The 11,315-nt window shown below is 67.9% G+C and carries 13 protein-coding genes; 2 read left to right on the top strand and 11 right to left on the bottom strand.

The window, feature by feature from the left end:
* Positions 1–77: 77 nt before the first annotated feature.
* From ACWD5Q_RS34425 to ACWD5Q_RS34385, 9 genes are all read right to left on the bottom strand, one after another.
* Positions 78–761, bottom strand: a complete 684-nt coding sequence (locus ACWD5Q_RS34425) for a glycosyltransferase family 2 protein (protein ID WP_451431004.1) — start codon at positions 759–761, stop codon at positions 78–80.
* The gene (locus tag ACWD5Q_RS34420; protein WP_451431003.1) at positions 758–1,720 is read right to left on the bottom strand and encodes a hypothetical protein; all 963 of its coding nucleotides are present in this window, start codon (positions 1,718–1,720) and stop codon (positions 758–760) included. The genes ACWD5Q_RS34425 and ACWD5Q_RS34420 overlap by 4 nt, the downstream gene beginning before the upstream one ends.
* Positions 1,721–1,845: 125 nt before the next feature.
* The gene (locus ACWD5Q_RS34415) at positions 1,846–2,610 is read right to left on the bottom strand and encodes a class I SAM-dependent methyltransferase (RefSeq protein WP_451431002.1); all 765 of its coding nucleotides are present in this window, start codon (positions 2,608–2,610) and stop codon (positions 1,846–1,848) included.
* 93 nt (positions 2,611–2,703) lie between these two features.
* Positions 2,704–3,720 (bottom strand): hypothetical protein, encoded by a 1,017-nt coding sequence (locus ACWD5Q_RS34410; RefSeq protein WP_451431001.1) that lies wholly within the window; start codon positions 3,718–3,720, stop codon positions 2,704–2,706.
* Positions 3,717–4,613, bottom strand: a complete 897-nt coding sequence (locus tag ACWD5Q_RS34405) for a radical SAM protein (protein WP_152170686.1) — start codon at positions 4,611–4,613, stop codon at positions 3,717–3,719. The genes ACWD5Q_RS34410 and ACWD5Q_RS34405 overlap by 4 nt, the downstream gene beginning before the upstream one ends.
* The gene (locus ACWD5Q_RS34400) at positions 4,607–5,758 is read right to left on the bottom strand and encodes a hypothetical protein (protein ID WP_450423831.1); all 1,152 of its coding nucleotides are present in this window, start codon (positions 5,756–5,758) and stop codon (positions 4,607–4,609) included. Before ACWD5Q_RS34400 ends, ACWD5Q_RS34405 begins: the two co-directional genes overlap by 7 nt.
* A gap of 17 nt (positions 5,759–5,775) precedes the next feature.
* Entirely contained in the window at positions 5,776–6,711 is a 936-nt protein-coding gene (locus ACWD5Q_RS34395) for a zinc-dependent alcohol dehydrogenase (RefSeq protein WP_451431008.1), read from the bottom strand.
* A 62-nt stretch (positions 6,712–6,773) separates the two neighbouring features.
* Positions 6,774–7,556 (bottom strand): HAD family hydrolase, encoded by a 783-nt coding sequence (locus tag ACWD5Q_RS34390; protein WP_451431007.1) that lies wholly within the window; start codon positions 7,554–7,556, stop codon positions 6,774–6,776.
* A gap of 201 nt (positions 7,557–7,757) precedes the next feature.
* Positions 7,758–7,955 (bottom strand): hypothetical protein, encoded by a 198-nt coding sequence (locus tag ACWD5Q_RS34385; protein WP_109916195.1) that lies wholly within the window; start codon positions 7,953–7,955, stop codon positions 7,758–7,760.
* Between the two features lie 212 nt (positions 7,956–8,167).
* Here ACWD5Q_RS34385 and ACWD5Q_RS34380 point away from each other — a divergent pair, with 212 nt between their 5' ends.
* Both ACWD5Q_RS34380 and ACWD5Q_RS34375 read left to right on the top strand, forming a co-directional pair.
* Complete coding sequence (locus ACWD5Q_RS34380; RefSeq protein WP_451431006.1) at positions 8,168–9,208, top strand: AAA family ATPase; 1,041 nt, start codon at positions 8,168–8,170, stop codon at positions 9,206–9,208.
* Positions 9,205–9,765, top strand: a complete 561-nt coding sequence (locus ACWD5Q_RS34375) for a phosphotransferase-like protein (protein WP_450423829.1) — start codon at positions 9,205–9,207, stop codon at positions 9,763–9,765. The genes ACWD5Q_RS34380 and ACWD5Q_RS34375 overlap by 4 nt, the downstream gene beginning before the upstream one ends.
* 37 nt (positions 9,766–9,802) lie before the next feature.
* On the opposite strand, the gene ACWD5Q_RS34370 is transcribed toward ACWD5Q_RS34375, so the two are convergent.
* Both ACWD5Q_RS34370 and ACWD5Q_RS34365 read right to left on the bottom strand, forming a co-directional pair.
* Positions 9,803–10,660, bottom strand: a complete 858-nt coding sequence (locus tag ACWD5Q_RS34370) for a DUF1932 domain-containing protein (RefSeq protein WP_451431000.1) — start codon at positions 10,658–10,660, stop codon at positions 9,803–9,805.
* On the bottom strand, positions 10,657–11,310 hold the full coding sequence (locus tag ACWD5Q_RS34365; protein WP_451431005.1) for an HAD family hydrolase: 654 nt from the start codon (positions 11,308–11,310) through the stop codon (positions 10,657–10,659). Before ACWD5Q_RS34365 ends, ACWD5Q_RS34370 begins: the two co-directional genes overlap by 4 nt.
* Between the last annotated feature and the right edge of the window lie 5 nt (positions 11,311–11,315).

The raw sequence follows: 11,315 nt of genomic DNA, 5'->3' as shown, positions 1-11,315 counted from the left end.
GTGTCCGCTCGGGGTATGTCTCACCAGCTATGTGCCCACTCGCCACAAGATCAGGACCCTACCCGACCAAGATCACACTACGGAAGCGACGTTGCCCAGGTGGGAGGGTTCCCGTACATCATGTGGAGCCGATCCGAGAGCCCCAGACACACCTCGGCCCGATAATCCTGCGACAGGCCGGGCGTACTTCGGTCGGTCATGCTGTGCGAGTGGACCCGATAGAAGGTCAACGGGTCCTGGAGGACGGCACCGCGGCCGGCCTCGCGTAGCGCGTGGAAGAAGATCTCGTTGCTCACCGGCAGGAGGCTGAGGGCAGCCTCGCGATGGACCACCAACGTGCTCGTGTTTCCGCCCGGGTGCGGGTCTTTCAGCTTGGGGTTTCCGTTGGAGTCGACGACGTTCTCCCAGTGCTCGATGAACAGCGTTTCACCCGTCATCGCCTCGGCGCATGTACGTAGCTTCGATGGGTGGAACCAGTCATCGGCGTCGAGCGGAGCCACCCAGTCGCCTGTGCTGAGGAGAAAGGCGTCGGTCAAGGTTTGGCCGAAACCTTGCTGGATCCTCCGGATGACCTTGACGTTCTTTTCGTGGCGACGGCATACCTCCTCAGTTTCGTCGTTGGATCCGTCGTCGATGACGATGATTTCGTGAAGGATGAAGTTTCCAGGCTCCTGTTCCAGACAGCTTGTTATGGCCTGGTCGAGATATCGGCCGTAGTTGTGGCACAGGATCACGCACGAAATACGCGGAGGGGCGCTCACCGGTCACCCCCGTACAGGCGGGCGTAGTCGTCCAGGATCGTCCTGTGTTCCTGGGTCCTGTAGTCGAGGAACTCGCGGTCGAGGCGGCGGGGCCTGGAGTCGAGCCGTGCTGCCGCCTTCTCCAGCGCGGTCAGGAACTTCTCTCCGAAGAGGTTGGGATGCCCCTGCGACCAATCGAACCATTCGGGTTCCTCGACGAGCCCCTTGTGCCGCTCGTACTGCTCGGGCAAGTGCCCTGTGAGGGAGCAGACCGGAAGCAGGTTCAGGTCGAAGGCCAGTTCCAGCTGCCCGGAGTGGCTCCCCCAGAGGTACGGCAGCAGCAGGGAGTCCGAAGCCAGCCCGGCTCTGACCACTTCGTCGTCCGTGGGATACGGGCGCATGGTGAGGCGGATACGGGGATCGTGCCGGGCCGTCTCCAGGAGCAGCGGGGCACGGCCGGCCTCAGCGAAGTCTGCGGGGCTGAACGCGCGCAGGAGGACGTGGAGCGTGCTGTGGGGATCCGTGATCCCCAGGCTCCAGTTGGCCATGGTGGACAACTGGTCCCGGCTGGCCCGGGAGGCACCGAACATGAGGTACCTGGCCCCTGGGCCCCTCGCCTCGCGCTCCAGGTCAGCCAGCGACTCCGGGGGAGCGACGTATCCGTGGGGGATGACCGTTGCAGTGACCCGCTCGCCGAGGACCTCCGTCAGCTTCGTGACGGATCCCTCAGTGAGACAGACCCAGCTGACCTCGGCAGACCGGAGCAGCCGCAGCCGCTCCACGAAGCCTTCGGCGTTGCCGACCATGGGCCGGGTGTCATGGGCGGTGAAGACCACGTTGACTCCGTAGCCCAGGCACGCGTCGAGCAGGCGCTCCAGGGTGGCGATGTCCTCGAAGTCGATGTGGTGCAGGTGCAGGACGTCGAGCCACGTGAGAGGGCCGTGTTCGAGGAGCCATGCGGCGCTGACCGCCTCTGGCACAGTCTCGCCCGTGGGAATCTCTGTCCCGTTCAGGATGTGGAAGCCAGGGCTCTGTAGCTTCCACGCGTACGGGGTACGAGCCGGCAGGTGAACGACACGCAGGCCCCTGGACCGGGGAACCGCCGTCACTGTTCTCCCACCTCCGTCCCTCCCACACCGACGAGGAGCAGCTGGGTGGACAGACCGTTGGAGGCGTCGTCGCTTCGGGTGAGGCCCGCGTAGTGGATCTCGAATCCGGAGGCCCGCAGCAGCGCCTGGAACTCGTCGCTTGCCCACTCCCGCACATGGCTGGGGTTGCGCGGCGGTCCAGGGGTGTCGTAGCCGCTGCGGCACTCACGGGCCGGTGTGGACAGGACCGCAGCAGCGCTGCCTTCCCGCAGCAGGCCCAGGATGAGGGACAGGGCCGGGGCCGGGTCCACCAGGTGCTCGATCACGTCGGAGCAGATCACCACGGACCGGCGGACGAGGTCCGGGTCGAGCGGCAGCCGCTCTGCCGATTCGAGGTCCGCCTCCACCCACTGTCCGAAGGGGTGGTTGTCGTGGCACCAGCGCAGGTTGTCCCCGAAGTCCACGCCGATGAAGGTCCAGTCGGGGTGCTCGGCGGCGAGCGAGGCCAGTTTGCCCGCCTGCCCGCAGCCGATGTCGATCACGACGTCACGGCCGAGCTCCTTGGCCCGTTCGGCGGCGTAGGGGTACACGTCGGGCTGCCAGGTGACGGTGTCGTCCGTCTCGTCAAGGAAGTACTCGACTTCGCTCCGGCTGCGGTAGCCGCGGCGAATGAAGAAGGTCTCGGGGCCGCCTATCGGCTGCGAGGACTCGGAGAGGGCCGGGGGCTGCGGGGCGTCGGGGCCGGTCAGGGGCTGTGATGTGGTCGTGGTGTCCGCGTGCACAGTCAGACTCCTTGTTTGCTCGGGTGTGTGGTGTGGCAGAGGGCCCAAGGCCTGCTACGGCCGCGGGTTCGGCGCTCCCTCGGAGGGGGCCTGCTACTTCGGCCAGCAGGAGAACAGCGTGATCAGCCGCTCGACGAGTTCCTCGCGGATCCCACGCCACTCCCGGTCTCCGGCGCGTCGCGCGGCGGAGGCGCGGTCGTACTCCGCCTGGCCGACCTCGGGCAGACACGCGTACATCTGGAGCAGGGCCGACCCGTCGTCGGAGGGTGCCGAGTCGGTGTCCGCTGCCAGCAGGGCCCTGATGTCCTCGGCGGGCATGGAGCCGTCGATTCCGGAGCCGGGGATGCTCTTACTCATCTTCGGCAGGCCCCCGAGGCCCGGGATCATCTTGGTGTAGATGCCGGCCAGCCGATCTGCGGGCAGACCCCAGCGTTCCGCCCCGCGCCGGGCGAGGGCGACGTACTTGTGCTCGTCGACGCCCAGGGACACCAGCACATGCCGTCCTTCGCGCAGCAAGTGCACGAAGTCAGCGGCCATCAGCAACGTGGCCTGCTTCATGCCGTAGTTGAGGTGGTCGAAGACGCCGTGGTTTCGGTAGAGCCCGGCGAGGTCCTCCTCGGCCCACTGGAAGTCGTCGTCGTCCAGATGGCGCGAGAGCAGGAACGCGGTGGCCATGGCATCGGTCTCGCCCTCCTGCCGACGCAGTACACCGCGCCCCGGGTCGAAGCCGAGCCCAAGCGCGAACTCCTCGTACTGGTCGGCCAGGCGGCGCACCGCGTCCAGCGGTGTGCGACGCGCGTTGTAGGAGTCGAGGTCGCCGAGCACGATCTGCACGTCGAGTCCGCACTGCTGGAGCTTGACCGCGCGCAGCAGCTGGAAGAGGGTGCCGGCGTGCGGCGGGCCGCCGAGTCCGACGCCAGTGGTGACGATCGCCGGCTGACCCCCAGAGACGGCGTCCGCGAACTCCCGCGCACCGGTGTGGCACACCCACTTCGTGTGCAGGTCGCCGGGGCTCATCCCCGCGAGGGCGAAGTCGATGGTGCCGAGGCCAAGGTGCTCGTACTGGTGCTGGTCGATGACGCTCTCGTAGTACGCGGTGTCGAACTTCATGCGATCCCCTCCAACTGAGGCTGCTCTCGTAGGGCGAAGGCTCGGCGGACCAGCGGCTCGAAGCCGTCGGCCAGCAGGTCCCCGATCACGGCGTTGCGAGGTGCGGCGACGCTGCCGAGGTCCGCAGTGACCGTTCCGTCGGCGAGGACCCAGACGCGGAACGGGTACGGGTCCTCGGGCGCCCGTGTGGGCTGGGCGAAGATCTCCACTGGGGCGACGGCGTCGCGCACCCCGTCCACGGCCCGGACGAAGTCATCACGCTCGAAGCCGTAGAGCTCCGCCTTGCCCGCGCTGGCACGGCCGATGGGCCTGTACTGGGAGATCAGCCAGTACTCGACCTCCGTGCGGTCAGCGATGCCGGTGACGAACTCCGCGAGCCGCGGCAGCTCCCGCACGGACGCGGCCGTGGTGAACGTGTTGAAGGCGAGTCGGCGCCGGTCGGCGACGAGGAACTCGACGTTGGACCGGAACCGTTCGAAGTAGCCCTGCCCGCGGAACCAGTCGGCCGAGTCCGCCTCCGGACCGTCGATGGCCAGGGAGTAGAGGGTCACGTGGTCGCGCACCCCCGCGTAACGGTCGCTCAGGAGCAGCCCGTTGGTGTGGAGATTGGTTTCGAATCCGGCTTCCCGCGCGTGCCGGAGGGCGACCTCCAGGTGGTTGTCGTAGGGCATCACGGGGTCGCCGCCGGTGAACACGACCCGGTGGGCTTCGGACTCGGTGCGGACCTGGTCGATGACCCTCCGGACGGTGTCCGGGTCCGTCTTGACCCGGTTGCGCTCCCGGTAGCAGAACCGGCACACACCCGGTGAGGCGCTGGTCGGTGCCAGGTCCCAGGCGTTGCAGTCGGTGTTGAGGACCAGGTGAACGATCGCGAGTTCGTCGTGCGTCAGCATGGGGCCTTCTCCTTGTTGCCAGGGCTGACCAGGAGGGCTGTCGGGGTGACGTGCCGAAGGAGCGAGCGGAGCTTGTCCGGGGCACCGCCGGTGAGGCGTACGAACTGCTGCAGCGTGTCCAGACCCGCGCCGGCGTCGATGATCGTGAGTGCCGTGTCGATGCCGGATTGGACGGTGGGCACCGCCTCGGACATCACCATGAGCAAAGCCGCGTTGAGGGCGACCGCGTTCCGCGCCTGACTGGTGTCATGGCCTGCCAGTACGCGTATCGCGGCGGCGACGTTCTCCCGAGGGTCCTCGTGCTGGGTGACGGACATCAGGTCCTGCGGCATCGAGGACGCGCCCTTGCGTACCTCGTCGTTGAAGGTCAGGACCTCGTCGCCGGCGTTGATGCGGCAGGCTCGCACGGTGCTTCCGGGGATCAGTTCGTCGACCTGGACCGCCTTGCCGAGGCTGGAGTTGATGACCGTCACGTCGGGCAGGCCGAGTCTGGAGAGCAGCCGGGCGGAAGCGCCGACCGCAGGGTGCGAAAGGCCGTACACGTAGGCGGAACAGGTGACCGGGCTGAGGAGGGCGGGGAACGCCAGGCTGAGGGCATGCACGGCCTGGAACCTGCCGCCGTAGCGACGGTCGAACTCGGGCACGCGGTTCTCGATGGAGAAGAACCCGAAGCCGGTCTCCGCCGTGATGTCGACCATCTCCTGGTGCGGCACCGTGTCGCTCGTCGCCCCCACGAGGTCGATGAAGTCGCGGGACCCGGTCTTCGACGACGCACTGCGCGATCCGAGCTTCGCGACGTGTGCTCCCCCGGTGGCCGCCACCAGCGCGGCGGCGGTACTGAGGTTGATCGTCTTGAAGGTCTTCTTCCCACTGCCTGTGTAGCCGACGAACCGCATGCCCTCCGGCGGCTGATGGAAGTCCCAGGTGCTTCGGTCCAGGGATGTCGCGGCCTGGACAGCGGCCTCGACCTCCTCCAGCCGCGGCCCTCGCAGGAGCAGTCCCGTCAGGACGCTTCCCAGCATCACGTCGCGCGTGTGGCCCTCCGGTAAGGCGAGGATGCGCGTGATCCCGTCGTGGACGTCCTGGGGTGGAATGTCGGCAGGTGAGTTGATCTTGTGGGCCAGCAATGGCGTTGTGACCGCCATGGCGTGGGCTCCTTCCGTCACGTGTCGGATGTGAGCAGGACCTTGAAGGGGCGATGGCGGGCTTCGTTGTTCAGGGCCGCCAGTCCCTGCGGCAGTTCGCCGAGGGGAAATCGGTCTCGGGTCATGAGGGCGGCCCAGTCGCCGCCCTTGGCGATGACGTCGATGGCGTCTCGGAAGTCGTCATGGCCGTCCGCGCGGCAGTACGAGAAGGAGCCGCGCAGGGTGATCGAGCGACGGAAGACATCCCGCAGGGGGACCGAGAGAACGACGCGGGGCGCGTAGGCGTTCTGGACGAGAACCGTTCCCCCGTCACGAACAGCCTTCAGCGCCTGGCGTATGGGGGCGTCGCTGTGACCAGACGCGGCGTCCACGACGGCGTCGCACGCCGGCAGCTCGGCAGAGTGGAGAGTGATGTGCTGGTCGAGGACGTAGCGCAGTTGATGCGATCGCGAGGGTTCCCTGACCAGCATGTGCACGTCCCACCCCGCCTCTGCCGCGCAGATGGCCGTGCACACCGCAAGGACGCCGCCCCCGATGATGCCGAGCCGCCCCATGGGCACACGTAGCCCGCAGCGGACTCCGTGCAGGGCGACCGCCATCGGATCGGCGAGGACTCCGTGCGCGGGATCGTGCAGGTGGCGAAGCGGGACGATGCTGTCGCGGGGCGCCCGTACGCAGCCGGCGAGACCTCCGGGAAGATCCCATCCGATGCGCTGGAGTCGTGGGCAGAGGTGGACATGGCCGCGGTCGCAGTAGTGGCACGAGCGGCAGGAGACCAGCGGGTCGATTGCGACCCAGTCACCCGTCTCCGTGTCGACACCGACAATCTCGTGCCCGGGGTACCACGGTTCCGGCAACTGTCCTTGCCAAGGGTGATTGAGCTTCGCGACGTCGCTTCCGCACAATCCCGTGAAGCGCGTCTCGACGAGCGTCGTGTCGCGTGCCGAGGACATGGCGACCGGAGCGGGGAGTCGGCAGAGGACCCCGTTCTCAACTGCCCACGCGTACGGGCCGGTCATCGCGTCCCCCATCTGTCCAGCAAGGTGGGGAGAGCTTCCACGTCGGGTACCGCCCTGCCGGACCAAGCGGTCTCGCCGAACACGAGGCCACTCGGCCCGCCCCGACGCTCCACGCGCACCGCACGCATCCCAGCCCGCTCCGCGCCGGCCAGCTCGTCACCGCCGCCATCGCCGCAGTAGAGGGCCTGCTGCGGGGCGACACCGAGGTCTCGGAGGACCGCGCGGAAGAGCATGGGGTCGGGCTTCACCGCACCCGCCCGGCAGCTGAACACGACAGCGTCGAAGTGTGGCGCGAGGTCGCTTGCGCTCCACGCTTCGGCGATGTCCGGGGACGCGTCGCTGAGGACGGCCATCCTGGTGCCACCGCGCCGAAGCTGCTCCAGCGCCCGCAGGAGAGAGGCATCGGCCTGGAGACGGACATGGGCGAGCCGGGCCAGGAGCACTTCCAGCTCATCCACACAGGCAGCGGAGGCGTCGCATCGGGTGACGAGGTGAACCGCCACCTCGGTGGTGGACGCCATCTGCCCGTCGTGCCTCGCCTGCCAACTGTCGGACAGCACTGACTCAGCGACCGCCGGGGATACGCGCAGGATCGCAGCGAACTGGGCAGCGGCAGCCCTCCGCTCGACCACACTCGGGGCTGCGACGAGCGTGCCGAATAGATCGAGTATCACTGCGGTCGGGCGTGGAGCCGGAGCAGCAGAACTCCGCTGCGGTGAAGGGCCAAGCAGTACGTCGCCCACTGGATGTGTGGCGGGCGCGGACAGGCTCGTCGACATGGAGGTGCCCGTCGGCGGATAGCGCATGGTGAGGCTCCATCGGTAGATCGGTGATCTCGTGCAGAACCGAACTCTCCGGCTGGCTGGGCTGCGGCCAGATGACGCCTTCTCGGGCGTCCGACAGACGAGGAAGGAGGACTTGACGGCCATCAGGTCGAGGCCACGCTGGGTCGCCAGGGCCCGGTGACGCCGTCGGCGCGCTCACAGCCGTAGCCCTGACAGCAAACCGGCGACCGACGCCGTGACGTCCTTCACGAACGGGCCGACGGTGTGGGTCCCGGCGAGATACAGACCGAAAACCGAGCACACGACGGCGTGACCGGCCTTGAGCCCACCTCCGCGGCACAAGAAGACGATCACGATGCCGAGGAGCAGCAGGACAGCAACATCGACAGCCACCGCGGAGCCCCCTTCGATCTCGGACGAATAGTGGAGACCGAGGCGGGTACTGGGACGACCGCGTCGGTGTGACCATGACAGCGGCTCGGAGCTGTGCGGAGTATCACAAGCCGTTCCTGAAGCTGCTCATCAGCAGCTCATGGCTGGCCGACCTGACTTTTCAACATCCGCTTACACACGGGTTCATGACAGGCAGACTTAGGCTCCGGATCATGACCAGGGATGGGCAGGCGGTAGGCGCGGTGGGTAAGAGTCGCCCGGGGTGGCACCCGGACAAGTTGAGACAACAACGCGAAGCTCACGGCCTGACGCTCGAAGGCGCGGGCGAGCAGCTGCGCGAGGTGGCCCGGGCCGCGGGGCTCACGGTGCCGGCGGCCAACTTTCAGACGCTGTGGCAGCACGAGCAGGGAGAGGTCTATCCCGGACCGCACTACCGTCGCGCGTACTGCCTTCTGTACCGCGCGACCGAGCCCGAGCTCGGCTTCCGTAACGCACTGCCCGACGAGGCCACGAAGCTCAAGTTCACCGCGTCGAGCGAACCGCAGAACGGCGCCCACGTCCTGGCCGTGGAACGGGCGTTGCACCAGCTGGCGCCGAGCGCGGAGGATGCCGACGGCTTGGGCGTCCAGCAGCGAATCCTCGACGCTTGGAAGCGGCGTCACACCGGCGGTGATCCGAACCGGCCGACGCTGATGATGGTCGGAGGCTACGCGGGCAGCGGGAAGTCGGAGTTCGCCCGCTTCGTATCGCAACTCACTGGATGGCCCGTCCTCGACAAGGACCCGATCACGCGCCCGCTCGTCGAGCGCCTCCTTGTTGAAATGGGCAGCGAGCCCAACGACCGGCACACCGACCTCTACCGGGAGAAGGTTCGCCCGCTGGAGTACCAGTGCCTGCTGGAGACCGCGTACGCGAACGTCGACTGCGCGATCAGCACTGTCCTCTCCGCGCCCTTCATCGCCGAGACCACTGACCCTCGGTGGATGCGGCGCCTGATCAACCGCTGTGAAGCACGTGGCGTCACCGTCGCTGTCGTCTGGATTCAGTGCGACCTCGACACGATGCACGAGTACATCAGCTTCCGGTCCGCCGCCCGGGACAGCTGGAAACTCCAGAACTGGGACACGTACACTGCCGGGATCGATCTTGAGCTGCGGCCCGTCGTGCCGCACTTGGTTGTCGACAACCGGCTCGGCTCCGCGATATCGCTCACGGACCAGGTGCGCCAGGTCTTCGGGACGGTGTTCCAGTGAGGCAGGGCATCCTGCTGTACGGGCCGCCGGCGGCGGGCAAGGACACGATCACGGCGGCGCTCACCGAACTCGACGAGCGGTACGTGCTGTTCACCCGGCTGAAGATCGGGACCGGGAAGACCAAGGGCTACCGGATGGGTACGCCAGAGCAGCTGACCGACCTAGCGGCACGCGACGATGTCATCTACCGCAACGACCGGTACGGCAACATCTACGTCGTCGACCGCCCTGGCCTCGACCAGGCCATGGAGGGTGGCAAGACCCCCGTCGTCCACCTCGGCCAGATGGCGGGGATTGAGCAGGTAACCGCTCTTTACCCGGCGCACTGGGTGCGCGTTCTGCTGTGGTGCTCCAAGGAGACCACCGCTCGACGATCACCACAGCGGGGTGACACCGACACGGCGGCCCGGCTGGCCGCGTGGGACGCCACTCAGGCCGATCTTGCGGCTCATCCGCGGGCTCAGTGGGAACTGCGCGTGGAGACGGACGCGACGGCACCCCATGAGACCGCACAGAGGATCGACGACATCGTCCGCACCACGCCACCTCGCTTCTGACGGCCAGGACGTCAGGGCCCCGGCGGATGCGACCTGCTCAACTCTGGTTGTCCGGGTCCCGCTCAAGGCGCAGGGCTTCCAGGGCCTCAGTGATATCGAGCCGCTCGTCTCTGTTCCCGTCCCACCGGGCAAGCGTCGCGGCTGCCGCGTGCATAAGGGAGTCCGGCAGCCCGGCGTCAGCGAGAAGGGCCGCCGCATCCTCAAGCTCTGGGCCCCAACGCCAGGCGCGGGCAGCGGTCTTCGGGATGTAGTCGGTCTCCACGAGGTAGCTGCGGGTGCGCTTGGCCGCGATCAGCAGCAGCTCGTCCGCGACCCCGTACGTGTCCGCCGCCCCGTAGGCCACGGCAGCCAGCACCCGGGAGACCTTCTGGTAGCTGGAGTAGGCGAGCTTGAGTGCGGAGGCTTTACCAATGCTGTCGCCCAGGACGTGGGTCCGCACATCGGTGCCGGCGAAAAGCTCGGCGATCCGGTCGGCCTGCTCGACGGCGCCGGAAAGGTAGAGCGTCGGGGACTTGCCGCTCACAGGAGGCGATCCGACCACCGCGGCATCGATGACCGGCATCGGGGCCAGGCGGTCGGCGATATTCACCACGCGCGACGGCGAGACGGCGTTCGCGTCGACATAGATCGTGCCCGCTTCGGACACGCCGAGCTCGGCTACTTGGCCGGCGGTCTCCTCTGCTGCGGCGGGAGGGCACAGGGAGAGCAGTACATCGGAGCGGGAGACAAGCTCGGGCAGCGCCGCGGCTTCGAGGCCCGCGCGCTCGGCCCGGCGGCAGGTTGTGTCGCTGCGTCCGTCGGGGCACCACAGCACGCTGTGGCCTCTCGCGCGCAGCTGGGCGCCGAAGGCGGATCCCATACTGCCGGGGTGCAACAACCCAACGGTGTTCGTCATGCCGTGGTCCTTGTGCGGTCGGCGGAGTGCAAGAGCAGCAGGTCGATGGCGGCGCGTGCATGCGGCACCACGTGGTCCGGCTCGGGATCGTCCGGCGGCCAGGCGCGGCCGTTGCCGATCCAGATGGTGCGCAGCCCTGCTGAGCGTCCGCCGCCGATGTCGTTGACCGGGTTGTCCCCGACCATCCAGCCACCGTCGCCCAGCACGGTGCCGCATCGGGCCGCCGCCAGGGCGAAGTGCCGGGTCTGCGGCTTGCGCGCGTCAGCCTCCTCGGAGACGAAGACGCCGTCCACGCGCTCGGAGAGACCGGTGGCCCGCAGCTTGGCCCGCTGGATATCCGCCGCACCGTTGGTCGCCACCCCCACCCGCCAGCCGGCCGCACGCAACTCCTCCAAGCCGTTGAGGACCCCGGCCTGGCACGACACCAAGGCAGCGATGTCCGTGCAGTACGTGTGCCACATCTCCGCGGTCGACGTGGGCAGCCCGTACCGGGTGCGGATCGTATCAAAAGTGGACGGATACGCCCGTTCAGCCACGATGCCCAGGATGTCTGCCTGCTCCTCAGAGCGTGGTGGTGAACCGGACAGTGTTCGGTGGGTGGGGCTGGCGGGGGATGCCTCGAACGATCTTGCTGGCCGGTCGGCGTGCATGGAAG

The sequence above is a fragment of the Streptomyces sp. NPDC002513 genome, assembly GCF_053595355.1.
This window is presented reverse-complemented; position numbering and strand designations above follow the sequence as displayed.

Excerpts from the sequence above, each read along its gene's own strand:
- ACWD5Q_RS34400 (WP_450423831.1), bottom strand. The coding sequence starts at position 5,758 with ATGGCGGTCACAACGCCATTGCTGGCCCACAAGATCAACTCACCTGCC.
- ACWD5Q_RS34365 (WP_451431005.1), bottom strand. The coding sequence starts at position 11,310 with ATGCACGCCGACCGGCCAGCAAGATCGTTCGAGGCATCCCCCGCCAGC.
- ACWD5Q_RS34370 (WP_451431000.1), bottom strand. The coding sequence starts at position 10,660 with ATGACGAACACCGTTGGGTTGTTGCACCCCGGCAGTATGGGATCCGCC.
- ACWD5Q_RS34405 (WP_152170686.1), bottom strand. The coding sequence starts at position 4,613 with ATGCTGACGCACGACGAACTCGCGATCGTTCACCTGGTCCTCAACACC.
- ACWD5Q_RS34395 (WP_451431008.1), bottom strand. The coding sequence starts at position 6,711 with ATGTCCTCGGCACGCGACACGACGCTCGTCGAGACGCGCTTCACGGGA.
- ACWD5Q_RS34380 (WP_451431006.1), top strand. The coding sequence starts at position 8,168 with ATGACCAGGGATGGGCAGGCGGTAGGCGCGGTGGGTAAGAGTCGCCCG.
- ACWD5Q_RS34390 (WP_451431007.1), bottom strand. The coding sequence starts at position 7,556 with ATGTCGACGAGCCTGTCCGCGCCCGCCACACATCCAGTGGGCGACGTA.
- ACWD5Q_RS34410 (WP_451431001.1), bottom strand. The coding sequence starts at position 3,720 with ATGAAGTTCGACACCGCGTACTACGAGAGCGTCATCGACCAGCACCAG.